The organism is Motiliproteus sp. SC1-56, from assembly GCF_017309075.1.
In the GTDB taxonomy this organism is placed as follows: Bacteria; Pseudomonadota; Gammaproteobacteria; order Pseudomonadales; family Balneatricaceae; genus Motiliproteus.
Genome location: NZ_JAEMGS010000007.1, coordinates 149,313 through 174,052, shown reverse-complemented (window position 1 = coordinate 174,052; position 24,740 = coordinate 149,313). Strand labels below are relative to the sequence as shown.

The following is a 24,740-nucleotide window of genomic DNA, read 5'->3' as shown; positions in this document are numbered from 1 at the left end:
ACACTTACCTATCCAGATGATAACGAAGGGCCAGATGCTTCTTGAACTCCTTGACCACGTGCAGGGCCTCGCGGAGCAGATCTTTATCCAGCCGGTCGAGGTGATCGATCATGATCAGGTTGGGGGCATCCTGGAAATCCGCGCTCTCCATTCGCACCAGTTGCTGCTGGAGGCGAATCTGGACGAAGATCGAGAGCGCCTCGATCAGGTCCCGCCCCTGGTTCTTTTGCAGCACCCCCGCCTCCATCAGCGCATCGATCCGCTTGAAGGTATTGGTCTCCAGGATGCGGTGCTGCAGCGCCAGGGTACGGACGCCGTGAACGATGGGGAACACCCCTCCCTTCTTGATATCGATACCGGCTTCCTTGCTCTTGATGCCGCCGAACAGGGTCAGCGGCGTGGCAAACTCCAGGGATGCCTTGGCGAAGTGGGAGAAAAACACCTCGTTGTCGTGCATCTGGCGCAGGAACCAGTTGCGCCCCGCCTTGAACAGGGCCGGGTTGCCGGCCACCGGTTTGGCATCCACGGCGATCGCCAGGTTCATCAGCGCCTCGCCTTCGGCGCTGCTGGCCCATTCATTCATGCGCGCGGTCCAGTCCCCCAGGTGCTGCACCCAGTAGGGGTTGGAGACCATGATGTCTCCGGGGCACTTGGGATAACCGAATTCAATCAGCACCTCGGTAAACTTCTGCAACACCGGTTCGCGGTCGGGCCAGTCCAGCCCGTCACGCATGATCACCGCGTTATCCTGGTCGGTTTTCATGATCTGCTCGCCGCGACCTTCGCTGCCCATGACCACCAGGCAGACGTGGGGCAGAATATCTTCGGGCACCAGCAGGTGAAACAACTTGGCCATCACCCGCTCGTTCATGGCCGCCACCAGATCCATGGCAAAGCGCGCCTTGACGCCGTGGGCGACCAGGGACTTGATCAAATCGTTCAGGCCGTGGGCCGCCCGGGACAGGTCTTCCACCGTCTGCGCCCGCTGAATCCGCAGGCCGATGACATGGGAGTGGGTTGAGAAGTAGCTGAGCACATCGGTGAGCTCGATGATCCCCAGCAGCTGGTGGTCCTTCATCACCACCACCCGCTCGATATGCTGCAGAGTCATCAGGGTCAGGGCATTGAACAGGTAATCCCCCGCTTCCACCGTCACCAAGCGGTAGCTGGCGATCTCGGAAACGTCGGTCTCCAGGCTCTGCTCTTTGAGCACCACGGCGTTCAGCAGGTCGGTGCCGGTGACAATCCCGTAGCGCGAGCCCTTGCGGATCAGCACGCAGTCGGCGTGCTTTTCCCGCATCATCGCGGTGGTGTCGCGAATGGAGGTGCCCTCCAGCACGATCAGCGGATCGCGCATGCACTCCCCGTCCACCTGGGCGAGCATGAACTCCGCCATGCCCTGCTCTTCCCCGTGGGCCTCGTGAATCTCGGTTTTGGCCGCCAGGGTGCGACTGAAGTAGTCGCCGAAACGCGGGTTGCTGTAAACCAGCTCCAGCAGCGTCTTGGTAGGCAGGATATGGGCGATGGTCTCCTCTTCGGCGATAAAGTTGTGAATCGCCTTGCCCTTGAGGGCGGACCAGGCACCAAAATAGTCCTCGTCCTGGTAATGCACGAAGACGTGCTCGTCGGCACCGGACTCCTTGTGCTCGCTCTCTCTAACGCGCCCCTTGAGCACGATAAAGAGCCCCTCGGGTGCCTCCCCGGCTTTGATCAGGTGTTCGCCTTTCTGGTAGTAGGCGATGTCCAGGTTGGCTTTCAGCAGGTTCAGCTCGCTGGGCTCCAGCAGGCTGAACGGTAAGTTGGATTCGTTAAAATCGGTCGGCATTCGCACCAGACTCCGGTCAGGGCGCGCTTCTCGGCGAAGCCGCGCCGGATAGATCTCAAGCAGGGGCGCTGGCGCCACCGGCTTGTTGCAGCCTATACCCGCAAAAGAAAAAGGCACACCTGCTAACGCCGGTGTGCCTTTGAATGTACCCGTGATCAGATCACGGTTTTAGTGGGCGTGCGCGTCACCGGCACCGCGGGGGATACGGATATCCTCAACGATTTCCTGAATCTCAGCCGGCGGCGGAGCCGTCATGGAAGAGACGACGAACGCGACGATGAAGTTCAGGATCATGCCGACGGTACCGAAGCCCTCAGGCGAGATACCCATGAACATTTCGTCCTTGGTGCCGCCCATGAACTTGAAGTAGATGATGTAGGCCATGGTGGAACCGATACCCACAACCATACCGGCAATCGCACCTTCCTTGTTCATCCGCTTGGAGAAGATCCCCATGATGATGGCCGGGAAGAACGAGGAGGCCGCCAGACCAAAGGCCAGGGCTACCACGATCGCCACGAAGCCGGGCGGGTTGATGCCGAAGTAACCGGCGACACAGATGGCTACCACAGCGGCCAGACGGGCGTAGAGCAGCTCCTGCTTGTCGGTGATGTTGGGGTTGATGGTCTTCTTCATCAGGTCGTGAGAGACCGCGGTGGAGATTACCAGCAGCAGACCGGCAGCCGTTGAGAGGGCCGCGGCGACCGCACCGGCGGCAACCAGCGCCACTACCCAGCCGGGCAGCTTAGCGATCTCGGGGTTGGCCAGTACCATGATGTCACGGTCAACGTAGACTTCGTTGGCGAAAGGCTGCTTGGAGGCATCGAAGGTGCCTTCGGTGAGGTTGGTCACGACCCGTGAGCCCAGCTCGGTGCGGTTTTCGCCGTCGAAGGCAGGCTTGCCAGCGAAGGCGTTACCAGCGGCGTACTGAACCTTGCCGTCGCCGTTGTAGTCGTGCCAGCCGATCAGGCCCGCGTTCTCCCAGTTCTTGAACCACTCGGGCATCTCGGTGTAAGCCACACCGCTCTTGTCCGGTCCGTTTACGGTCTTGATCAGGTTGTACTTACCGAACGCCGCCACACCGGGAACCGCGGTGTAGAGGATGGCGATGAACATCAGCGCCCAGCCGGCAGAGACACGGGCGTCCTTAACACGGGGAACCGTGAAGAAACGCACGATTACGTGGGGCAGACCGGCAGTACCGCACATCAGGGCGGCAGTCAGGAAGAACATATCCAGGGTGGTCTTGGACCCTGCCGTGTACTCCTGGAAGCCCAGCTCCAGCGACAGCTGGTCGATCGTCGCGAGAATCGAGCGGCCACCTTCAACGTCCGCGCCCAGACCGGTCTGCGGCAGTACGTGGCCGGTGATCTGGAAAGAGAGGAAGAGTGCAGGCACGGTGAATGCCAGGATCAGTACGCAGTACTGGGCCACCTGGGTATAGGTGATCCCCTTCATGCCGCCGAGAACGGCGTAGACGAAGACGATCGCCATACCGATCATAACACCGGTGTTGATGTCCACGTGCAGGAAGCGGGAGAACACGATACCGACACCACGCATCTGACCCGCCACGTAGGTGAAGGAGATGATGATGGTACAGATAACGGCGATAACCCGCGCGGTGCTGGAGTAGTACCGGTCGCCGACGAAGTCGGGCACGGTGAACTTACCGAACTTACGCAGGTAAGGTGCCAGCAGCATGGCCAGCATAACGTAACCGCCGGTCCAGCCCATCAGGTAGGCGGCACCGTCACGGCCGATGAAGGAGATGATCCCCGCGAGGGAGATAAAAGACGCGGCTGACATCCAGTCGGCAGCCGTGGCCATCCCGTTGGCGATCGGCGGAACACCGCCCCCTGCCACGTAGAACTCCTTGGTCGACCCGGCTTTCGCCCAGATCGCGATACCGATATAGAGCGCGAAGGACGCGCCTATAAAGGCAAAGTTGAGAATATCTTGGGTTTCCATATTGAAGCCGTCCTATTTGTTATTGTTATTCGTGCACGTCGTATTTTTCGTCGAGCTTGTTCATGCTTATGACATAAGCAACGATCAAGCCGCAGAATACGAAGATAGAACCCTGTTGTGCGAACCAGAACCCGAGCTTAAACCCGAAGAAGGGAATGGCGTTGAGTTCGTCGATGAACAGGATGCCGCAGCCATACGAGACCACGAACCAGATCGCCAGGTAGGAAAGAATAATTCGGAGGTTTTCTTTCCAGTAGGCGGTGGCATTTTCTTGGGTAATGCTCATGGCACCTTCCTTTTCAGTTGTTGTTATTAGATTGAATCCGAGAAAAGACTATTGGAATCTAACAAAGAGTGTTTTCAAACAAACCACGACTTTAGTCTGAAGAAAGAGGGCAAACACCCGCCACCCCATCAAAAAACACACAAACCAGCATGAATTCAACGGATTAAAAACGTAGCCCGGCGTTTTTTCGCACCGCATCAGCGGCGCTAGACAATGGTCTTAGGGACCTCGTATCTGCGACCTTGGTATTACCAAAACAGCAAAAAAACTGATACGTTCTGCGCTTGCCGATGAATTACCAAGGCCGGTGAATTTATGCTCGAAGGCTGGTTTATTACCCTTATCTCCCTCACCTACGTGGGGACCCTGTTTGCAATCGCCTATTACGGCGACAACCACGCCCGTCAGCTTTTAAGCTCCCGCGCCCGGCCCCTGGTATACAGCCTTTCCCTGGCGGTCTACGCCACCTCCTGGACCTTTTACGGTGCCGTGGGGCGCGCCTCCACCAGCGGCTGGGAGTTCCTCGCCACTTATCTTGGCCCGATCATCACCTTTATCGTCGCCTGGCAGGTGTTCACCAAGATTGTCCAGATCAGCAAGCAGCAGAACATCACCACCATCTCCGACTTCATCGCCTCACGCTACGGTAAAAGCCAGATGCTGGCGGTGCTGGTCACCACCATCGCGGTACTGGGGGTGGTTCCCTACATCGCCCTGCAGCTTAAAGCGGTGGCAATTAGCTACAACGCGCTCACCACCGCCGCCGGCGCCACCGCCAGCAACGGCGCCGACACCGCCCTGTTCGTGGCCCTGTTGATGGCCCTCTTCTCGATCCTCTTCGGTACCCGGCACATCGACGCCACCGAACACCACGAGGGCATCGTGCTGGCGGTGGCCTTTGAATCGATCGTCAAGCTCGCCGCGTTCATCGCCGTGGGGCTGTTCGTCACCTTTGGGATCTTCGACGGCTTTGACGACCTGTTCAGCAAGGCGGCAAGAGAGCTGGCCACCAACGAGAACTTTCAACGCGACCTGACCCAGAACAGCTTCATTACCGAGACCCTGCTGGCCGCCATCGCCATCCTCTGCCTGCCGCGCCAGTTCCACGTCGCCGTGGTGGAGAACGCCGACCCCAAGGACCTGCGGGTAGCGCGCTGGGTGTTTCCCGGCTACCTGATCCTGGCCAGCCTGTTCGTACTGCCGATCGCCACCGCGGGGATGCTCACCTTTCCCGACGGCACCGTTGACGCCGACACCTTCGTCCTCAGCCTGCCCCTGGCGGCCGGGGAAAACCAGCTGGCGATGTTCGCCTTTCTCGGCGGGCTTTCCGCCGCCACTTCCATGGTCATCGTCGCCACCATCACCCTCAGCACCATGGTCTGTAACGACATCGTAGTGCCCGTGCTGATGCGCTTTCCCTGGCTCAAGCGCCACATCTCAAGAAGTAAGGACCTGGGTTCGCTGCTGCTCAAGGTACGCCGACTCACCATCATCAACCTGATGCTGCTGGCCTACTTCTACTACCGGATTTTTGGCGAGTCCGGGGATCTCGCCTCCTTCGGCCTGCTGGCATTCGTCGCCGTGGCCCAGTTCGCCCCCGCCCTGCTCGGCGCCGTGACCTGGAAAAAGGGCAGCCGCTACGGCGCCCTGGCCGGCATCAGCGCGGGCTTTGCCATCTGGCTTTACACCCTGGTGATTCCCACCATGACCACGGCGGGGCTGATTCCCGAGGCGATGCAAGCCGCCCTGTGGCAATCGGACTGGGCACACCCCACCGCCCTGTTCGGCATGCCGCTCACCGACCCGCTCACCCACGGCACCTTCTGGAGCCTGCTGATCAACACCCTGCTGTATGTGCTGGTGTCCCGCTACGGTCCGGTGCGGCTGATCGACCGCATCCAGGCCAGCACCTACGTGGACACCCAGGCCGACTACACCCTGGAGCCGAGTCACGGGGTCGCCGGCCACGCCACCGTGGGGGACCTGCAGCTGCTGGTAGAGCGCTTCATCGGCATGAATAAGGCGAAACACGCCCTCACCGGATTCGCCCTGCAGCGGGGCGAAGACCCGCCCCTGTCCGGCGACCGCGCGTCCAGCGAGCTGATCGACTTCACCGAACGCCTGCTGGCGGGGGTGATCGGCTCATCCTCGGCCCGGATTCTCATGGCCTCCACCCTGCGCGGCAAGGACATGCAACTGGGCGATGTGGTCTCCATCGTCGACGAAGCGTCCCAAGTGCTCAAGTTCAACCGCTCCCTGCTGCAATCGACCATCGAAAACGTCAACCAGGGGATCAGCGTGGTGGACCAGCAGATGCGCCTGGTGGCCTGGAACCGCCGTTATACCGAGATGTTCGACTACCCCGAAGGGCTGATCTGCGTAGGCCGCCCCGCCGCCGACATCTTCCGCCACAATGCGCAGATGGGTGAATACGGCCCCGGTGACATCGAGGAGCTGGTCAGCAAACGGCTGGCGGTGCTTAAATCCGGCCAGCCCCACTCCTACGTACGCTACCGTCAGGACGGCACCGTCATGGAGATACAGGGCAACCCCATGCCCGGCGGCGGCTACGTAAACACCTACATGGACATCACCGCCCACAAGCGCACCGAGGAGGCCCTGCGTGAAAGCGAGCAGAGCATCCGCATCTATACCGACAACGTGCCGGTACTGATCGCCTACCTCGACTGCGAGCGGAACTACCTCTTCGTCAACCGCGCCTATGCCGAGACCTTCGGCATTCGCGACCGCCACAACATCTCCGGCACACCCTGTTACAAGATCCTGGACCGGGACGAATACGAGCAACGCACCCCCTTTATCAACCGGGTACTCAAGGGCGAGCGCCAGCGCTTCGAGACCCGCCTGCCCCACCCTGACGGCCAGGTGCGCTATGCCGACGTTACCTACATTCCCCATATCGGCGAGTACGGGGACGTGCTGGGCTACTTCACCCTCTACCAGGACATCACCGAGCGCCGGCAGGCGGAGCTGGCCCTGCAGGAGACCAACGAAAACCTGGAGCAGCGGGTCCACGAACGCACCCAGGCGATTTCCGCGATCAACAAGGAGCTGCGCAAGGAGAACACCATCCGCGCCCTGATCGAGGACGAGCTGCGCCAGGCCAAGTCGGAGGCGGACGAGGCCAACCAGGGCAAGACCCGCTTTCTCGCAGCCGCCAGCCACGACCTGCTGCAACCGCTCAACGCCTCGCGCCTGTTCGCCTCGGCCCTGGGTCAGCGCGGCCACGACGAGGAGACCGCCGAGCTGGTCCGCAACCTGGACGGTTCGCTAAAAGCCGCCGAAGAGCTGCTGGTCACCTTGCTGGACATCTCCAAGCTGGATGCCGGTGCTCTTGAGCCCACCCTCACCCACTTCCGTCTCGGCACCCTGTTCGGCAACCTGCAGGCAGAGTTCCGCGTACTGGCGGCAGAGAAAGGGCTCGATTTTCGCAGCGTCAATTGTGACCAGGTGGTACACAGCGACCAGCAACTGCTGCGCCGGGTGCTGCAGAACTTTCTCTCCAACGCCATCCGCTACACCCAGTCCGGTCGCATTCTGCTGGGCTGCCGCCGTCGTGGTAGCACCCTTCGGGTCGAGGTCTGGGACACCGGGGTCGGCATTCCCGATAACAAGATCAAAGAGGTGTTCGAAGAGTTTCGTCGCATCGACAACCCCAAGCACTCCCAGGTCAAGGGACTGGGACTGGGGCTGGCGATCACCGAGCGCATCGCCCGCATGCTCGAGCACCCGCTGAACGTCCGTTCCTGGGTCGGCGCCGGCACGGTGTTCAGCATCGACCTGCCGCTGGGCGATCCGCAGAAGGTGGTGAAGAAGAGCCCCCGGGGCCGCGGCGCAGGCGGCCGGGCCAGCAACCTTAACGGGGTCAAGGTGCTATGCATCGACAACGAGCCCAATATCCTGGAAGGGATGGCGGCGCTGCTCAAGGGCTGGGGCTGCGAGGTACGCACCGCGCTGAGCGAGGCCGATGCCCTCGCCCAGGCCGAGACCGGGTTTGTTCCCGATATCATTCTCGCCGACTACCACCTGGGAGAGACCCAGACCGGCATCATGGCGCTGGAGGCCCTGGCGCGGCACTGGGAGCAGCCCGTTCCGGCCATCGTCATCACCGCCGACCGCACTGACGAAATCCAGGAGGAAGTCGCCACCTTCGGCGCCCGCCTGCTGCACAAGCCCATGAAGCCCGCCGGCCTTAGGGCGATGATGAATACGCTGCTGGCCAAGCGCTGAGGAGCGCAGGGCGATTAACGGCGCAACGCGGACCTTTTCGGTGATGTGGGGCTTTGGATTTTCCAGCTCATTTTCGGCCTTCCGATGAGGTTTTATTCCGCCCCGGCCGGGCGGGCTAAGGGAATGTTTCGCCATTCCCTTAGCAAACCCAGGCGACCCTTGCGCAATCGCCCTTCGGGTACGCGCCGTTGGCGCGCTCAAAGTCAGCTTGGGCTGGCCGACGCGCCTTCCATGGCGCGGCGACCAGGGCCGTCATCCATGACGGCCCCCTTGCGGGCCTAATCATGCTGACTTTGAACGATTACGAAAGGGAACCAAGCAGTTGCCTGAGGCAACGGCAGCGCTGACTGACCGGCAACATGAGGCCTGTAGGCGAGCAGCGTCGCTTCGGAAAGCACCCCTGGGTCCCCTATCAATCGATGAAAGCCAGACTGAAAATGGCCCGAAGGGGATCGTCAAGGATGACGATCCGACCATCCGCGCCAAGGATGGCGCGTATGGTCGCCTCAGTTTGGCTTTCATAGCGCCGCAGGCGCGTACCCGCAGGGCGATTGATTGGGGCGCGGTTTCTTTGCTTCTGTTTCTTTGCCGCGCGGCAAAGAAATGAAGGCGCCCGAGTGGGCGCAACAAACAACCATCGTCCCCGTTCAACAAACAATCTGAAACACCCAAACCATCGGCCCACCAAAACAACCCCAAAAGGGCTGCTTTGCGCCGAAAGCCGCCCCCAAAAACGCAAAACCCCCGCACGTGGGCGGGGGCATGGCACAACAGAATCTTAAGGATCAGCCGAGTTCGGTCTTGGGCGCCTCCACCCCGAGGCGGCTCGCTTCGATCACCGCCTGGGTGCGGCTGTGAACCCCGAGTTTGCGCAGGATAGCGGTGACGTGGGCCTTGATCGTCGCCTCGCTGACGTTGAGCTCATAGGCGATCTGCTTGTTGAGCAGCCCTTCGGTCAGCATCATCAGCACCCGGAACTGCTGGGGCGTCAGGGAGGCCAGCTTGGCAGCGAACTCAGCGTCATCCTCGCTCACCCCCTCGGCGCCATCGGCCACTTCTTCAGGAAGCCAGACTTCGCCTTCGAGCACGTCCAGGATCGCGGCAGAGATAGTTTCCAGCGGTGCCGACTTGGGGATAAACCCGGAGGCTCCGTATTCAATGGCCCGGCGCATCACCCGCGGCTCTTCGCTGCCGGAAACCACCACCACCGGCATACTCGGGTTCTGCCCGCGCAGGAACACCAGCCCCGTGAAGCCGTTGGTGCCCGGCATGTGCAGGTCGAGCAGCACCAGATCTGCATCGCTATGGGCCTCGACAGTTTCCTGCAGCGCGGTGAGGGAATCGGCCTCGATCACGACAACATCCGGCACCGCCTGGGTCACGGCCTGCTTCAGCGCCGCCCTGAAAAGGGGATGGTCGTCTGCGATGATAATTTTTTGCGCCAGTTGCATCCGTATTTACTCCCGCCTGTTCCTGTCGATAGCGCGCCTTGAGGCGTCTGCACAAAAAAGCCCCCCTAGTCTAAAGGACTAGGGGGGCTTTTCAAAGAAGTTACAACAGCTTGAGCGTTAGCTCTTACGGTTGCGACGGTTCTCGATCAGATCGTCCACGACGCTCGGGTCGGCCAGGGTGGAGGTATCGCCCAGGCTACCGAAATCATCCTCGGCCACCTTACGCAGAATCCGGCGCATGATCTTGCCGGAACGGGTCTTGGGCAGGCCCGGTGCGAACTGGATCAGGTCGGGAGTGGCGATCGGGCCGATCTCCTGACGCACCCAGTTACGCAGCTCCTTGAGCAGCTCGTCGGACTCCTCCTCGCCGGCCTGCAGGGTCACGTAAACGTAGATGCCCTGGCCCTTGAGGTCGTGGGGGTAACCCACCACGGCTGCCTCGGCCACTTTCGGGTGCGCCACCAGGGCGGACTCCACCTCGGCGGTACCCATGCGGTGACCGGAGACGTTGATCACATCGTCCACACGACCGGTGATCCAGTAGTAACCGTCCTCGTCGCGACGAGCGCCGTCACCGGTGGTGTAGTAGCCCTTGAAGGTGGAGAAGTAGGTCTGTACGAAGCGCTCGTGATCGCCCCAGATGGAGCGGCCCTGGCCCGGCCAGCTGTCGGTGATGACCAGGTTGCCGTCGGTGGCGCCGTCGAGAATGTTGCCCTCGTTGTCCACCAGGGCCGGCTGCACCCCGAAGAATGGGCGGGTGGCCGAGCCCGGCTTGGCGGCGGTAGCACCCGGCAGGGGCAGGATCATCATGCCGCCGGTTTCGGTCTGCCACCAGGTGTCGACGATGGGGCACTTACCCTTGCCCATGACCCGGTGGTACCACTCCCAGGCCTCGGGGTTGATGGGCTCGCCCACGGAACCGAGGATCTTCAGGCTGGAGAGATCGGAGTCACCCAGCACGTCCTCGCCCTGCTGCATCAGCGCGCGGATGGCGGTAGGCGCGGTGTAGAACTGGTTGACCTTGTGCTTCTCGATCACGCGGCCGAAACGGGACATGTCCGGGTAGCTTGGCACCCCTTCGAACATCAGGGTAGTGGCGCCGTTGGCCAGGGGGCCGTAGACGATGTAGCTGTGGCCGGTGACCCAGCCCACGTCGGCAGTACACCAGTAGATGTCGCCGTCCTTGTAGTCGAAGGCGTACTGGTGGGTCATGGCCGCGTAGACCATATAACCGCCGGTGGTGTGCTTGAGGCCCTTGGGCTGGCCAGTGGAACCGGAGGTGTAGAGGATGAACAGCGGATCCTCGGCGTTCATCTCCTCGGGCGGGCAATCGACGGAAGCGTCGGCGACGATCTCCTCGTACCAGACGTCCCGGCTCTCATTCCAGTCGATGTTGCCGCCGGTGCGCTTGACCACCACCACTTTTTCGCAGCAGGCGGTGCCGGCGTTCTGCAGGGCCTTATCGACGTTGGCCTTCAGCGGCACGGCCTTGCCGCCGCGCAGGCTCTCATCAGCGGTGATCACGATGTTGGACTTGGCGCCCTCGATCCGCGCTGCCAGGGCATCGGGGGAGAAACCGCCGAAAACGATGGAGTGCACGGCGCCGATGCGGGCACAGGCCAGCATGGCCACGGCGGCCTCAGGGATCATCGGCAGGTACAGGGTCACCACGTCGCCTTTCTTGGCGCCCTGGGCTTTCAGGGCGTTGGCGAACTTGCAGACCCGCTCGTACAGGTCGCGATAGGTGATTTTCTCGTCTTCGTTGGGGTCGTCGCCTTCCCAGATGATGGCCACCTGGTCGCCACGGGTTTCCAGGTTACGGTCCAGGCAGTTGGCGGAGGCGTTCAGGGTGCCGTCTTCGAACCAGCGAATGTCGACGTTGTGGGGATCGAAAGAGGTGTTCTTGACCTTGGTATACGGCTTGATCCAGTCCAGTCGCTTGCCGTGCTCGCCCCAGAAGCCCTCGGGGTCTTTCACGGACTGCTCGTACATCGCCAGGTACTTGTCGTTATCAACCCAGGCATTCTTGGCAAATTCCGGATTGACGGGGTAGACCTTGGTTTCACTCATGATGATGCCCTTTATCCATATCAGGTAATGTATTTATCGTTGTTATTCCTTGCCGTTTATCGCAGGCATGGGCCCGCCCATTTTTCTTATTGGCCGATACCACTGGTTATACCGAACCGCCGGAAGCCCTCTAAATTAGACATTGGTCTACGCACCCCGGAACATGGCGGCCCGGCGGCGGGCGCTCATACTAATGGCGCAGCCGTATATAATGAGCGCTTGTTTTCTGCTGGAGCTAAAACCCCATGTCCTACCCGGTGATTATCGCCTTCGAACTGAGCACTCCGGACCCGGAGGGTTTTCCCGTCGCCGTCGCCTGGTCCCTGCCCGGGGGCGAGGTCAAGCACACCCTGATCAGCCCGGAGGACGCCTGGCTGGAACGGGATCACGGCTACCTGGAGGTGGACCCGCAACAGCTGCTGATGGAAGGCCACAGCGCCAAGGCAGTGCTGCAGGAGCTACGGGAGGATCTCGGGGAAGAGGCGTTGTACGCGGTGGACCTCCATGGCAGCGAACAGGCGCTTGAAGCCGTGGAGGAGGCCCTGGATACGGAGCTAGACCTGCCCCTGCGCCCCCTGGCGGAGCTGTTCGCCGGAGTCCCGGGCGAGGAGCGCGAACTGTGCCGGCAGGAGAGCGAAAGTCTGCTGGGCATGGACCTGCACAGCGCGGTGGGCCAGGTACGGCTCTGGCTGGAGATGGTACACCGCTGCGGACTCTGAGCGGGGCGGCAAGAGTGAGAGGGCACGTGAGGAATGAGGAATGAGGGATGAGGATCAGCGGTTACCGCCCTCACCTTCCCGTTTCCCGTTTCCCGCTTCCCGCTCCCCCAGAACCAAGCTCAGCCCCGCAGCAAGGCATCCACATCGAGGCCGCTGTCACGCATCTGGGCCAGCTTGTAGCGCAGGGTGCGCGGGCTGATGCCCAGTTTTTCGGAGGCCTCTTTGCGGCTGCCGCCGGTGGCGCGCAGGGCCTCGATGATCAGCTGAAACTCGCGCTGACGCACCTCATCCCCCAGCTGGCTGCCTCCCGGCTCTGGCGCCGCGGGCACGGGTGAGACCGCACTGAGGTTCACCGATGCAGGGCCCCCGGGGGCCTGAATGCAGAGGTCCTGCGCCTGAATCTGCGCTCCGGGCTGCAGAATCAGGGCACGCTGAACGGCATTCTCCAGCTCGCGCACGTTACCCGGCCAGTGGTGGGCCAGGATCGCCTGCTCGGCGCTGGGGTCCAGGGCCACGGGTCCCCGGTTCATCTTGGCGGCATGGTGCTGCAGCAGCCGGCCGGCCAGGGGCACCAGGTCCGCCGGGCGCTCGCGCAGGGGCAGCCACTGCAGGGGGAAGATATTGAGCCGGTAATAGAGATCTTCCCGGAAGCGCCCCTCGCTCACCTGCTGGGCCAGATCACGGTTGCTGGTGGCCAGCACCCGCACATCCAGCTTGATGGTTTTGCGCCCGCCGATGCGCTCCACCTCTTGCTCCTGCAGCACCCGCAGCAGTTTGGCCTGCAGCCCCACCTCCATCTCGGAGATCTCATCGAGCAGGATAGTGCCGCCGTCCGCCTGCTCGAACTTGCCGGGCATGCTGGCGTGAGCACCGGTAAAAGATCCTTTCTCGTGGCCGAACAGGGTCGCCTCGAGCATGTTCTCGGGAATGGCCGCGCAGTTGATGGCCACGAAGGGGCCGTCACGCCGTGGCGAGTGACGGTGAATATACTGGGCCAGCACCTCCTTGCCGGTGCCGGACTCGCCCAGGATCAACACGGTGGAATCGGTGCTGGCGACCCGGCGCGCGAGCTGCAGCAGCTGCTTGCTGGAAGCCTCCTCGGCCACGGGCTCGGGCACGGAACCTGCCTCCAGCTGGCTGTCCGCGTAACGCCCGACAATGGCCAGCAGCTGCTCCGGTTCAAAGGGTTTTAGCAGGTAGTCCACGGCGCCGTTACGGATCGCATCCACGGCCCGATCCACCTGACCGTAAGCGGTGATCAGCATCATCGGCAGCCCGGGGTGGCGACGCTTGATCTCCGCCAGCAAGGCGTGTCCGTCCATGCCCCCCATGTTGACGTCGCTCACCACCATGTCCATCGGCTCGCGGGTGAGCAGTTCCAACGCCGCCTCGCCGGAGTCCACCCCCTTAAAGCCGTAGCCGGCCAGATCCAGGGTGTCGCAGAGCGCCTCGCGCAGCTCCAGGTCGTCTTCAACCACCAGTACGCGGCCTTTAGTCATGGGTCTGCTCCGTTTCGGTCTTTCGGTAAGGCAGCTTAAAGCCCGCCTGGGTCCCCTTGCCCGGGGTCGATTCGATCACCAGCTCACCGTGATGGGCCCGGGCCGCCACCTGCGCCACCGCCAGCCCCAATCCGGTACCCTGGGGACGGGTGGTATAAAAAGGCTCCTGCACCTTGGCCAGCAGCGCCGCGTCCATCCCCGGCCCCTGGTCCTCCACCGAGAGCAGCAGCATCTTATCGTCCAGGGGGCGGCTGCGAACCACCAGCCCCTTGTCGCCGGCACCCGCCTGCAAGGCATTGTTAACCAGGTTCATCAGGGCCCCCACCAGGGCTTCTCGGTTGCACTGCAACCACACGCCCGGGGTCTGGTTAACACAGTCGCAATCGGCATCAGCACGGGCCAGGGGTACATCAAGCGCGGCATCGATGGCGGTGAACAGCTCTTCGCTGCTGATAAAGTCGGTCAGCTTGGTCTCGCCGCGGGCAAAAATCAGCATATCCCGGATCTGCTCCTCCAGCGAGCTGAGGCGGCTCTTCACCTTCGCCGCAAAGCGGATCCGCTGTTCGTCCGTCAGCACCGGGCGGGTCAGGTGGGAACTGTAGAGCATCGCCGCCGACAGCGGCGTGCGGATCTGGTGGGCGATGGAAGCCATCATCTTGCCCATGGAGGAGAGGCGCTGGAAATGGCTCACCTTGGCCTGCAATTCGCGGGTCTCGGTATGGTCAGTAATCAGGATGATCTGCCCCGGCTCGCCGGTGAGAGAGCGCGTCGCCAGGCTGACCCGGCGCCCGTCCTGCAGCGAGACCTCGTGACCGTCGTCCTCGCGCGGTGCGAAGCTGCGCTGAATCACCTCGATCCAGGGCTGCTCCAGCAAGGGCTTGCCGAGCAGTTCCTCGGCGGCAGGGTTGCAGTCGTGCACCCGGCCGCGGTTATCCAGCACCACCACCCCCCCGGGCAGCAGCTCCAGCAGGCTCTCCAGCCGCCGGGTCACCTGCTCCTTCTCTGCCAGCTCCCGCTCGCGCTGCTCGTTGGTGCTGGCCAGCTCCGCGCTCAGCTGCTCCACCCGCGCTTCAAGGTCGGCATAGGAGGACGCCAGCTGCTCGGACATCTCGGTGAAGGCTTCGAAAGCCTGCTGCAGCGCCTCGGGGCTCTGCACCGAGCCCGGTTTGTCCTGGTCCCGGGCCATCTTATTTACGCTGAATCCCGTATTTGCGCATTTTTTCCACCAGGGTGGTGCGGCGAATACCCAGAAGGTCCGCCGCCCGGGCCACCACGTTGCCGGATTCATCCACCGCCTGTTCGATCAAAGAGCGCTCCAGGTCGGCCATATAGCCCTTGAGGTCCATACCGTCGACGGGCAGGCGCGGCTCCGACAGGCTGCCCGCCGCTGCGGAGGCCTGCCGCGGGGCGGCGACCGGTTCGCCGAGATAGGCCGGCAGCTCATCGGGCTCCAGGTAGCGAAAGCGAACCGGCAGCTCGTCGATGCCGATCACCCCGTCGGGGTGCAGGATCGCCAGCCGTTCCACCAGGTTGGCCAGCTCGCGCACGTTGCCCTGCCACTGGTGGCGCTTGAGGGACTCGATGGCCGATCCATGAAACTGAATCCGCCCCAGGCCGTTGGCTTCGGTGCGCCGCACCAGCTCATTGAGCAGCTGGGGCAGATCTTCCAGCCGATCGCGCAGCGCCGGCATCTCGATGGGAAAGACGTTGATACGGTAGAAAAGATCCTCGCGGAAGCTCCCCTCGCCGATCATCGCCTCCAGGTTCTTGTGGGTGGCGGCGATAATGCGCACGTCCACCTCCACGGTGCGGTTGCCCCCCACCCGCTCGAAGCAGCGCTCCTGCAGCACCCGCAGCAGCTTTACCTGCATCGCCAGGGGCATGTCGCCGATCTCGTCCAGGAACAGGGTGCCGCCGTTCGCCAGCTCGAAGCGCCCCACCCGGGCCGAGACGGCGCCGGTAAAAGCGCCCTTCTCATGGCCGAAGAGCTCGCTCTCCAGCAGTTCCCCGGGAATGGCGCCGCAGTTCACCGGCACGAAAGGGCCGTCGGCGCGGGAGGAGGTCTCGTGCAGGTTGCGCGCCACCACCTCCTTGCCGGTACCGGACTCGCCGGTGATCAGCACGCTCACGTCGCGATCGGCCACCTGGGCCATCATCGCCCGCACCTGCTGCATGGGCCGGCTGGCCCCCACCAAGTGCTTGAACAGGCGGCTGTGGTTCTCCCACAGGCGTAGCTGGCCGTTGGCGCCGTCCCGCTGCTGACGATGCACCTGGGCCCGGTGCAGCAGGGTCAGCAGCTCCCCCTGCACCAGGGGCAGCTCGATTTCGGCCACCAGCATGCTCTTGAGCGGTTCGCTCAGGCGGGATGCGTCCTCCCAGGGACAAAGCGTCAGCACCGGCACCGAGGGGTCCTGGTGCTGGAAGTCGTGTAACAGTTTTTCCAGGGAGATAGGCAGGTCGCAGCTGCCGAGAAAGACCACGCAGCCATGACCGGCCAGCATCTTCAGGCTGTCGCCGTCCTTGAACCACTGTACGAAGTCCGAGGCATGGCACTCCAGCTCCATGAAGCGGAACAGGGCCAGCATGGATTCACGGCGCCGGGCGTCGTCGTCGATCAAAAGTATCTGGTACTGGGGCGCCACCGGGTGTCGTCCTTCAATTTTTTGACGGATTTGAGCCGATTCTACCAAACAACCGGTTTCTCTCAAGCAAAAAGTCAAAGAAATGACGCATCTTTCTTCACTGCCACGTCAGGGACTTAACTTCGCTTTATTGATCCAGATCACAAAACCGACAGCCGGGGTTAAACCTTCTATAAATCCGGCCGTTAGCTTTTCCCGTCAGCGGCGGAACAAAGGCTCACCGGGCTGAAAAAATCCCGAAAAAAACTAAAGTGAACCGCCAAACCGCCGTTAAAACCAGTGACACCGAATTTTATGGCCGCCTGCTTAACGTTGGCATCCATGTTTGAAGCGCCGCCAAGCGAAAGCGCAGAGCGGCAAAGGAGCTAGAAAATGTCTGTCATCAATACTAACGTCGCTTCTCTGAACGCGCAGAACAACCTGGCCAAGACCACTCAAGGCCTGCAGGACTCCCTGCAGCGTCTGTCTTCCGGTCTGCGTATCAACAGCGCCAAAGACGACGCGGCCGGCCTGGCCATCTCCAACCGTCAGACTTCCCAGATCAAGGGTCTGAACCAGGCGATCCGTAACGCCAACGACGGCATCTCCATCGCCCAGACCGCTGAAGGTGCGATGCAGGAATCCACCAACATCCTGCAGCGGATGCGCGAGCTCTCCCTGCAGTCCGCCAACGGCTCCAACTCCGCCTCTGACCGCGCCGCGATGCAGAAGGAAGTGGACGCCCTGGCCGAGGAACTGACCCGTATCGCCGAAACCACCTCCTTCGGTGGTCAAGCTTTGCTGGACGGCAGCTACGGCACCCAGAAGTTCCAGATCGGCGCCAATGCTAACGAAACCATTGCGGTGAGCCTCAGCAACATTTCGGCGACCAGCCTCGGCAATCACCAATCAACTTTGGCAGGCACCGCCGCTGGCGAGATGGGCGGAACCGTTAATAACGCATCCTCCGCGTTCGCCGCTGTTGGTGTGGCCGGAGACCTGACAATCAACGGCCAAGGCGTAACCCTAGCTGCAACAGACACCGCCACTGTTGCCGCGAAGGCAATCAATGACGCAGCTACCGGCGTTACTGCATCTACCTCTGTCAGCGCCACCGTTGGAGGCCTGAGCTCAACAACTGCTGGTGATACCCTCACCATTGGCACCGACACATTTGACCTAGATGCCTACGGCGGCGATCTGGACGCACTGGCCTCGGATATCAACAAAGCAGGACACTCCGCAACTGTTGATACGGCAACAAATGAGATCAACATTAGTGCGACCGATGTTGACGGCATCTCCTTCGCTGGTACTGCAGGCGGGGCAACCCTTGATGGCGCAGCCACCGCTGCTTCATCTGTGTCCGCCGGCCTGACCCTCTCCAGCGGTGAAGCGTTCGTACTCGGAGAGAGCGCCGCAGGCATCGTTGCCGGCTTGAACTTGAGCGCGGGCTCCACACTGAGTTCAGTTGCCCAAGTGGACATCAGCACTGCCGATGGGGCTCAGAGTGCGCTTGGCACTATCGACGCCGCCATCGCCGGCATCGACAGCCAGCGTGCGGACCTGGGTGCGATCCAGAACCGTCTGAGCTCCACCATCTCCAACCTGAGCAACATCTCGGAGAACGTATCCGCGGCCCGTTCACGGACCATGGACGCCGACTTCGCCAAGGAGACTGCCGAGCTGACCCGGAACCAGATCCTGCAGCAGGCCGGTACCGCCATGTTGGCCCAGGCCAACCAGCTGCCCCAGTCCGTGCTCTCTCTGCTCGGATAAGGTAGCCCTCGCGGTAACCTCTGACCAAGGGCCGGGTTTCCGGCCCTTGGCATTTCCCTGAAGGAGGTTTTTCATGAGTTCTGACAACAGCATTTCCGGCGCTGGCTTCAGCCCGCTGCCCACCCCCTCGCACAAACCCAACCAGTCCGCATCGCCGTTGACCGATACCGCGACCACCAAGCCCGTGGAGGCGCCTGAAGTCCGACCCGACCAGCGCGTGGAACAGTCCGCCGAAACCCAGGAAGTCAGCCGCGAGGCGACCGAGCGCATGGTCGAGCGAATCAACGCCTTCGCCCAGGAGATCAGCCTGAACCTGGATTTTTCCGTGGACGACCCCACCGGCCAGACGGTGATCACGGTCACGGAACGGGAGTCCGGCAAGCTGATCCGCAAGATTCCCTCGGAAGAGTTTCTCAAGTTGAGCCAGCAGATTCAGGACATGAATAATTTGCTGTTCAAAGAGAAAGTCTGAACGACTACCATCATATTATTTAAGCGTTCGCGGAGGTCACCATGCCCGGCATCCTATCCACCCCCGGTCTCGGTTCGGGCCTTGATGTTGGCGGCATCGTCAACGCACTGGTGAACGCCGAAGGCGCCCCCAAGACCGCCCGGTTCGACCAGCGCCAAGCGAAAATCCAGGCGGAGCTGACCGCCGTCGGCGTGCTCAAGGGCGCGCTTTCCGAGTTCCGCTCCAGCTTTGCCAAGCTGATGGAAGCGGATGACTTCAGCAGTCGCAGCGCCGCCTCGTCCGACCGGGATATCGCCACCGTCAGCATCAACGAGGGTGCCGAGCCCAGCACCGGCACCTACAAGCTGGAAGTGACCCAGCTGGCGCGCTCTCACAAGCTGATCTCCGGCGGCATCGCTGATGCCACCAATGTCGGCGCCGGCGTGATCACCTTTACCCAGTTCGGCAGCGACAAGCTGCCCGCTTCCGACGCGGGCAACACCGCCGACGGCGGCGCCTTTTCCATCGACACCTCGGACCTTGCCGCCTACGACAGCGACGAGGACGGCAAGGTATCGGTCGAGGAGCTGAAGGAGGCGATCAACAACGCCGAGGACAACCCCGGCATCACCGCCACCGTGATCAACGTGGATGACGGCGCCGGCGGCACCGAACAGAAACTGGTGTTCAGCGCTGACGACACCGGGCTTGAGAACGCCTTTGAAGTCGCCACCACCGGGTTCACCGAGCTGTCGGTCACCAACCTGACCGACCCCGCCGACCCCAACTACGCCCAGGACGCGGTGATCAAGCTGGATGGACAGACCATCACCGGCAGCTCCAACAGCTTTGAAAACGCCATCTCGGGCCTGACCATCGACGCCGAGAGCGCCAACCCGGGCGAGACCATCGACCTCAGCGTCAGCGTCAGCACCGGGGCGGTAAAGGGCCGCATCGATGCGTTCGTCAAAGCCTACAATACGCTGCAGGAGACCTTCGCCAGCAACGCCCAGGCCGACCCCGACTCCGGCCGCTCCACTGCCCTCTTCGCCGACTCCATGTTCCGGACCATTCGCCAGCAGGTGCGGGCGGATGTGGCCGGCGCCGTGGAGTCCACCAGCAGCGAACTGAACGCCCTGGCGGTGATCGGGATCACCACCGACGCCAGCGGCAAGCTGAGCGTCGACTCCAGCAAGCTCGACGATGCCCTCAAGAGCGATTTCGACGGCATCGTGCAGCTGTTCAGCAGCGAGGACGGCATCGCCCAGCGCCTGGATACCCGGCTGGAGTCCTACCTCAAGTCCAGCGGCACCTTTGAGAGCCGCACCGAGTCCCTCAACGACAAGCTCCGGGACATTGACGACCAGCGCCTGGTCCTGGATGAACGCCTCTCCAAGCTGGAGTCGCGCCTACTGGCCCAGTTCGGCGCCATGGACGGTACGGTGGCCAGGCTCAACGCCACCAGCAACTGGCTGGCGCAGCAACTGCAGTCCCTGCCCGGGGTTGTGCGCCAGACCAAATCCTGATCCACCCCTTATTTGACGAGACAGCTATGACCATCACCAAAGCCATCGACGCCTACAACAGCGTCAACCTCAAGTCGTCGATCGAGCAGGCGTCTCCCCACCGGATGATCCAGATGCTCCTGGAAGGCGCCCTGAAGCGCATCGCCACCGCCAAGGGACACATGCAGCGCCAAGACCGCGCAGCCCAGGGCGAGGAGATCGGCAAGGCCATCTCCATCATCGGCGGCCTGCAGGCGGTGCTCAACCCGGAAAAGGGCGGCGACGTCTCCACCAACCTGGACCAGCTCTATGACTTCATGGCCAGCGGCCTGATGGAAGCCAACCGCACAGGCTCCGTCGAGAAGCTCGACGAAATCATGGCGCTGCTGGTGCAGATCAAGAGCGGCTGGGACGCCATTCCGGCGGAACACCACGCCACCACCGCGATGGACAAGAACGATCAACCGGAATAAGCCGGTGTCTGAATCGCCCGGCGATACGCAAGCATGGCCGGCCGCCCTTGAACGGGCGTTGAACGCCGGCCACGCCCTTCGCCGTACCCTGGAAGAAGCGGAGGAGCCCGAGGCGCTGACGCAGGCGTCCGATGCCTGGGATGAAGCGGTGCGGGCGCTCCCCTTTTCCACCCCTCCCACGGAAAAAGCCTTGCTTGAGCAGCTCGAGGCCCTGGCTCGGCTGGACGCCGAAGTTAAAGAGCTGGCCCAAGCGCGCTATGAGCTCGCGGCCAAAGGGGTGAAAACCCTAAGGAAGGGGCAAAGCGTTACCAACGCCTATCAAAAGATCGCCGACGGCCCCAAGTAGCCCGTTTTAACAACAGGACGGGGTAGAATCGGCCCCAAAAAAAGCCCGCTTGATAGCGGGCTTTTTTATGCCGGGTTCCTCGCCTTGGCGGGGCTCTAGTGTTGGCGCCCCCTTAGAGGAAGTTGAACAGGCTCAGCTGGCTCACCCGGGCGAAAGTGGACTGCGCTGCCTGCAGGGCGGTCTCCTGCAGGGCGAATTCGCTGAGCGCCTCGGCGTAATCCAGATCTTCCAGCTGGGACAGCGCCGACTCGGTGAACAGTTTCAAATCGGCGTTGGCGTCTGCGGACGATTCAACGCTGTTCTGGCGTGCCCCCAGCTCCGTGCGCAGTTGAATGTTGGCCGTTTGGCTGATATCGAGCCCCTCAAAAACACGATCCAGGGCCGCAAAGTACTCGTCCCGCTCCAGGTCGCTGCTAATGGGCGTTTCCAGTGCGGTAATCAGCTCCTCGGCGGTGGTAAGAATGCTGTGCCGGCTCTGCTCGGCCCGCAGGGTGACGGTGGCGTCGCTGCTGCCGGTGTAATCGAGGGTAAGGCCGCCGAAGGTTTCGGGCACCCCCGGCACGGCGCCGGTGACGGAGACCAGCTCGTTACGGGGGGTGGCGGTATCGTAAACCTTGTAGTCGTAGCTGGTGCCGGTAACGTTACTGAACTCCACCACCAGGTCGCCGTTGGCCTCGGAAAAGGCGGCAAAGGTGCCGTCGTCCGGGTCTGTAACGCTGACCGCCACATTCGCAACATCCCCCGCTGCGCCCAACACGCCGACGCCGATCTCATCCGGAATCACCTGGAAGGCGCTGCGGCCGGAATCGGTGCTGGCCACGCTGAACTCCGGCGCCACCTGGATAAAACGCTGCCCATCATCCCCGTTATAACTGAAGGTGTTGTCGCCGTTACGGGTAAAGGGCTTTTCGAAACCAAGGCTACCGGCAAACAGGTACTCACCCGAGGCGTCCTGGGTATTCATCAGCCCCATGATCTGGTCCTGCAGCTGGCGCACCTCGGCGGCAAGAAAGCCCCGGTCCTCGTTGGTCAGGGTACCGTTACCGGCCTGAATGGTGAGCTCGCGAATACGGTCGGTGGCGGTGTTGATCTGGTCCAGGGTCAGCTCTTCGAGCTGCAGCCGACGGTTGGTGACGTCGATGTTGTCCTCGAACTTATCCAGCCGCGCCACTTCCCGGTTGAGCTTGAGAATCTGGGCGGCGGCGATGGGGTCGTCCGAAGGACGCAGCAACTTCTTGCCGCTGCTGATCTGCTGCTGGAGTTCCGCCAGACGGGTCTGGTTCTGCTGCATCTGGTCGACGGCGTTATTGAACGTCTGCAAGGTGGAGATACGCATGATTAGCCTCCGGTTGCGCCAAGCAACGTGTTGAACAGGTCCCGGCTGGTGCTGATCAGCTGGGTCGCCGCCTGGTAGGCCTGCTGGTATTTGACGATGTTCGCCGCCTCTTCGTCCAGGTTGACCCCGGCGACGCTGTCGCGGATCGACTGGGTCGACTTGAGCACCGACTCATTGGCGGCGGCGTTGATCTGGGCCACCCGGGTCTCGGTGCCCACCCGCTCCACCAACTGACCGTAGACATCCTGGTAAGAGGTGCCGCCCTCGCCGTTCGCGTCCTGGCCGACCAAAGCGGCCTGCTGCAGGTTGGAGAGCGCCAGGGCATTGCGGTTGTCGCTGACCCCGTCGGTATTATAGGTAAAGGAGAAGCGGTCCCCGGGCTCCGGCTGGTTGGCCAGGGTGACGGCGAAACCGTCCAGCTGAATGGGCTCCCCGCTGGTAAAGGGCTGCGCGGTCAGCGCCACACCATCCAGGATGTAGGGCTGGGGATCGGCGGGGTTGCTGATATCAAACACGCTGTAGGTGCCGTCGCTGTTGAAGACGATCTCGGCTGGCGGGGAGAGTTGCCCCGTGCTGTCAAACGCCGCCTTGGGGTCGGTGACTTCAAGGAACTCGATCTCGCCGGTGCCGCTGTTGTCGATGGAGGCCTCGCCGCGGATCGGCGAGGCCAGCGCCAGCTGGCGCCCGGAGGCGATATTGAGTTCGATATCCTCGGCGCCGTTACGCACCGGCTGAATCAGGAGTTCATCCCCCTGGGTGAAGCCCGCCTCACCCTTAATAGACAGGGTGAAACCGTCGATATTGAGCTGCAATTCACCGTTGGCCAGATCGCCGGAGAGGGTACCGGGGGCCTGGGAGCCGTCCGCTGCCGGCGCCTGCACCTTAAAGCTGCTGCTGGGAATGCGGGTACCGTCGGACTCGCGAATCAGGGTAAAGCCGCCGGAACCGTTGAAGGTCAGGGTGTAGTCGCTGGCCTTGAGCTTGCTGGCATCGGTGATTTTCAGATGTTGGGACACAAGATCGGTCTCGTTGCCCTTAGCGGCCCGGACCTGGCCGCTTAAGCTCAGATCCTTGAACATATCGATGCCCAGGTTGCCGTCCAGGTCCATTCCTTTCTTGTGCTGGCTATTCATGGTGTCGGAAAGCACCATCGCCAGCCGTCCCAGCTCGTTCCAGGCCGGCTTGAGCACCTCTTCGCGGTACTGCAACAGCCCACCCAGCTCGCCGGAGCGGATATCATCGCCCACCTCGATCTCGCGGCTGGCGACCTTGACCACCACCTGCAGGTCGTCCGGGTCCGGATCCCCCGGCAGAATCTTGATCTCGCTGGGCTGGTTGCCCACCACGAGGGGCTGGCCGTTGCCGATAAAGAGGTTGATATCGTCGTTCTCGCCACTGCTCTGCACGGTAACGCCGATCATTTCGGAGAGCTCACGCACCAACTCCTCGCGCTGGTCCTTGAGCTCGTTGGCCGGCTCCTGGCGGGCCACGGCCAGGGAGATCTTCTCGTTGAGCTGGGCGATCTCCTTGACGAGGATGTTCGACTGCTGGGCCAGGGTGCCGGCCTGGTTGGTGATGTCGGTGTTCTGCTGGGTGATCAATTGGTCCAGGTCGCGAAAGCGGCGCACCAGGGCTTCCGACTGGGCCAGGATCACCTCCCGGTTGGGGATGGAGGTGGGGTCGTCGACGCCGGTCTGCAGGGCGCCGAAGAACTCGTCCAGGGCGGCGGAGATGCTGGTGTTGCTGTTGGCCAGCAGGTTGTCCATCTGGCTGGCCTTACCCAGGAAGACCTGGGAGCTGGCGGCGGCAGAGGTGTCGATCCACAGCTGGCGGGTGGCAAACAGGTCGGCCACCCGTTGCACGGTCACCACCTGCACCCCCTGCTCGGGCGCCTGGCGGGTAGAAAACTCCACCCGCTGGCGGCTGTAGCCCTCCACGTTGACGTTGGCAATGTTCTGCCCCGCCGTGTTCAGCGCCTGCTGATTAACGTTCAGTGCCTGGAGGCCAATGCTGAGCAAACCGGCCATAGCGTTCTCCTGTGTAAATACCGCAGCGAGCGGGCCGAGGAAAGCGTGGAAAGGTCTGCGTGGGACATTCCGCTTACCGGTCTGTGGCGGGGTCGTTACCCGCTTACCGGCTTCCTCTTTTTATCGGCCG

The 24,740-nt window shown here is 62.3% G+C and carries 17 protein-coding genes; 7 read left to right on the top strand and 10 right to left on the bottom strand.

Features of this window, described 5'->3' with window-relative positions; all coding sequences use genetic code 11:
* Nucleotides 1–4: 4 nt before the first annotated feature.
* The 3 genes from JGZ97_RS09775 to JGZ97_RS09765 all read right to left on the bottom strand — a co-directional run bounded on the left by JGZ97_RS09775 (nucleotide 5) and on the right by JGZ97_RS09765 (nucleotide 4,082).
* On the bottom strand, nucleotides 5–1,825 hold the full coding sequence (locus tag JGZ97_RS09775; RefSeq protein ID WP_207062425.1) for a putative nucleotidyltransferase substrate binding domain-containing protein: 1,821 nt from the start codon (nucleotides 1,823–1,825) through the stop codon (nucleotides 5–7).
* 168 nt (nucleotides 1,826–1,993) lie between these two features.
* The gene (locus JGZ97_RS09770; protein WP_207062424.1) at nucleotides 1,994–3,796 is read right to left on the bottom strand and encodes a sodium:solute symporter family protein; all 1,803 of its coding nucleotides are present in this window, start codon (nucleotides 3,794–3,796) and stop codon (nucleotides 1,994–1,996) included.
* A gap of 25 nt (nucleotides 3,797–3,821) precedes the next feature.
* Nucleotides 3,822–4,082 carry a DUF4212 domain-containing protein gene (locus JGZ97_RS09765; RefSeq protein ID WP_207062423.1) on the bottom strand — a complete coding sequence of 87 codons (261 nt, stop codon included), beginning with the start codon at nucleotides 4,080–4,082 and terminating at the stop codon, nucleotides 3,822–3,824.
* 315 nt (nucleotides 4,083–4,397) lie between these two features.
* On the opposite strand from JGZ97_RS09765, the gene JGZ97_RS09760 reads away from it, so the two are divergent.
* Complete coding sequence (locus JGZ97_RS09760) at nucleotides 4,398–8,333, top strand: NahK/ErcS family hybrid sensor histidine kinase/response regulator (RefSeq protein ID WP_207062422.1); 3,936 nt, start codon at nucleotides 4,398–4,400, stop codon at nucleotides 8,331–8,333.
* Nucleotides 8,334–9,118: 785 nt separating this feature from the next.
* Here the strand turns inward: JGZ97_RS09760 and JGZ97_RS09755 are convergent.
* Nucleotides 9,119–9,784 (bottom strand): response regulator transcription factor, encoded by a 666-nt coding sequence (locus JGZ97_RS09755; protein WP_207062421.1) that lies wholly within the window; start codon nucleotides 9,782–9,784, stop codon nucleotides 9,119–9,121.
* A gap of 117 nt (nucleotides 9,785–9,901) precedes the next feature.
* Nucleotides 9,902–11,854, bottom strand: coding sequence for an acetate--CoA ligase (acs, locus tag JGZ97_RS09750; RefSeq protein ID WP_207062420.1), 1,953 nt, complete (start codon nucleotides 11,852–11,854; stop codon nucleotides 9,902–9,904).
* Nucleotides 11,855–12,099: 245 nt separating this feature from the next.
* On the opposite strand from acs, the gene JGZ97_RS09745 reads away from it, so the two are divergent.
* The gene (locus JGZ97_RS09745) at nucleotides 12,100–12,573 is read left to right on the top strand and encodes a hypothetical protein (RefSeq protein ID WP_207062419.1); all 474 of its coding nucleotides are present in this window, start codon (nucleotides 12,100–12,102) and stop codon (nucleotides 12,571–12,573) included.
* Nucleotides 12,574–12,692: 119 nt separating this feature from the next.
* On the opposite strand, the gene JGZ97_RS09740 is transcribed toward JGZ97_RS09745, so the two are convergent.
* Genes JGZ97_RS09740 through JGZ97_RS09730 form a run of 3 tightly spaced genes read right to left on the bottom strand, consistent with a single transcriptional unit; the run spans nucleotide 12,693 to nucleotide 16,714 of the window.
* Nucleotides 12,693–14,072: a sigma-54 dependent transcriptional regulator gene (locus JGZ97_RS09740; protein WP_207062418.1), complete on the bottom strand. Its 1,380-nt coding sequence runs from the start codon at nucleotides 14,070–14,072 to the stop codon at nucleotides 12,693–12,695.
* Entirely contained in the window at nucleotides 14,065–15,258 is a 1,194-nt protein-coding gene (locus tag JGZ97_RS09735; RefSeq protein WP_242521655.1) for a PAS domain-containing sensor histidine kinase, read from the bottom strand. Before JGZ97_RS09735 ends, JGZ97_RS09740 begins: the two co-directional genes overlap by 8 nt.
* Before the next feature lies 1 nt (nucleotide 15,259).
* Nucleotides 15,260–16,714 (bottom strand): sigma-54 dependent transcriptional regulator, encoded by a 1,455-nt coding sequence (locus JGZ97_RS09730; protein ID WP_207062417.1) that lies wholly within the window; start codon nucleotides 16,712–16,714, stop codon nucleotides 15,260–15,262.
* A gap of 372 nt (nucleotides 16,715–17,086) precedes the next feature.
* On the opposite strand from JGZ97_RS09730, the gene JGZ97_RS09725 reads away from it, so the two are divergent.
* From JGZ97_RS09725 to JGZ97_RS09705, 5 genes are all read left to right on the top strand, one after another.
* Nucleotides 17,087–18,472 carry a flagellin gene (locus JGZ97_RS09725; protein WP_207062416.1) on the top strand — a complete coding sequence of 462 codons (1,386 nt, stop codon included), beginning with the start codon at nucleotides 17,087–17,089 and terminating at the stop codon, nucleotides 18,470–18,472.
* A gap of 73 nt (nucleotides 18,473–18,545) precedes the next feature.
* Nucleotides 18,546–18,944, top strand: coding sequence for a flagellar protein FlaG (locus JGZ97_RS09720; RefSeq protein ID WP_207062415.1), 399 nt, complete (start codon nucleotides 18,546–18,548; stop codon nucleotides 18,942–18,944).
* 41 nt (nucleotides 18,945–18,985) lie between these two features.
* Nucleotides 18,986–20,449, top strand: a complete 1,464-nt coding sequence (fliD, locus tag JGZ97_RS09715) for a flagellar filament capping protein FliD (RefSeq protein WP_207062414.1) — start codon at nucleotides 18,986–18,988, stop codon at nucleotides 20,447–20,449.
* A gap of 26 nt (nucleotides 20,450–20,475) precedes the next feature.
* The gene (fliS, locus tag JGZ97_RS09710; protein ID WP_207062413.1) at nucleotides 20,476–20,901 is read left to right on the top strand and encodes a flagellar export chaperone FliS; all 426 of its coding nucleotides are present in this window, start codon (nucleotides 20,476–20,478) and stop codon (nucleotides 20,899–20,901) included.
* 4 nt (nucleotides 20,902–20,905) lie between these two features.
* Nucleotides 20,906–21,247, top strand: coding sequence for a hypothetical protein (locus JGZ97_RS09705; protein ID WP_207062412.1), 342 nt, complete (start codon nucleotides 20,906–20,908; stop codon nucleotides 21,245–21,247).
* Between the two features lie 112 nt (nucleotides 21,248–21,359).
* Here JGZ97_RS09705 and flgL read toward each other — a convergent pair whose 3' ends face one another.
* Nucleotides 21,360–22,583 (bottom strand): flagellar hook-associated protein FlgL, encoded by a 1,224-nt coding sequence (gene flgL / locus JGZ97_RS09700; protein ID WP_207062411.1) that lies wholly within the window; start codon nucleotides 22,581–22,583, stop codon nucleotides 21,360–21,362.
* A 2-nt stretch (nucleotides 22,584–22,585) separates the two neighbouring features.
* A complete protein-coding gene (gene flgK / locus JGZ97_RS09695; RefSeq protein ID WP_207062410.1) occupies nucleotides 22,586–24,610 on the bottom strand; it encodes a flagellar hook-associated protein FlgK in 2,025 nt (674 codons plus the stop codon).
* Between the last annotated feature and the right edge of the window lie 130 nt (nucleotides 24,611–24,740).

Excerpts from the sequence above, each read along its gene's own strand:
- JGZ97_RS09775 (WP_207062425.1), bottom strand. The coding sequence starts at position 1,825 with ATGCCGACCGATTTTAACGAATCCAACTTACCGTTCAGCCTGCTGGAG.
- JGZ97_RS09770 (WP_207062424.1), bottom strand. The coding sequence starts at position 3,796 with ATGGAAACCCAAGATATTCTCAACTTTGCCTTTATAGGCGCGTCCTTC.
- JGZ97_RS09765 (WP_207062423.1), bottom strand. The coding sequence starts at position 4,082 with ATGAGCATTACCCAAGAAAATGCCACCGCCTACTGGAAAGAAAACCTC.
- JGZ97_RS09760 (WP_207062422.1), top strand. The coding sequence starts at position 4,398 with ATGCTCGAAGGCTGGTTTATTACCCTTATCTCCCTCACCTACGTGGGG.
- JGZ97_RS09755 (WP_207062421.1), bottom strand. The coding sequence starts at position 9,784 with ATGCAACTGGCGCAAAAAATTATCATCGCAGACGACCATCCCCTTTTC.
- acs (WP_207062420.1), bottom strand. The coding sequence starts at position 11,854 with ATGAGTGAAACCAAGGTCTACCCCGTCAATCCGGAATTTGCCAAGAAT.
- JGZ97_RS09745 (WP_207062419.1), top strand. The coding sequence starts at position 12,100 with ATGTCCTACCCGGTGATTATCGCCTTCGAACTGAGCACTCCGGACCCG.
- JGZ97_RS09740 (WP_207062418.1), bottom strand. The coding sequence starts at position 14,072 with ATGACTAAAGGCCGCGTACTGGTGGTTGAAGACGACCTGGAGCTGCGC.
- JGZ97_RS09735 (WP_242521655.1), bottom strand. The coding sequence starts at position 15,258 with ATGGCCCGGGACCAGGACAAACCGGGCTCGGTGCAGAGCCCCGAGGCG.
- JGZ97_RS09725 (WP_207062416.1), top strand. The coding sequence starts at position 17,087 with ATGTCTGTCATCAATACTAACGTCGCTTCTCTGAACGCGCAGAACAAC.
- JGZ97_RS09720 (WP_207062415.1), top strand. The coding sequence starts at position 18,546 with ATGAGTTCTGACAACAGCATTTCCGGCGCTGGCTTCAGCCCGCTGCCC.
- fliD (WP_207062414.1), top strand. The coding sequence starts at position 18,986 with ATGCCCGGCATCCTATCCACCCCCGGTCTCGGTTCGGGCCTTGATGTT.
- fliS (WP_207062413.1), top strand. The coding sequence starts at position 20,476 with ATGACCATCACCAAAGCCATCGACGCCTACAACAGCGTCAACCTCAAG.
- flgL (WP_207062411.1), bottom strand. The coding sequence starts at position 22,583 with ATGCGTATCTCCACCTTGCAGACGTTCAATAACGCCGTCGACCAGATG.
- flgK (WP_207062410.1), bottom strand. The coding sequence starts at position 24,610 with ATGGCCGGTTTGCTCAGCATTGGCCTCCAGGCACTGAACGTTAATCAG.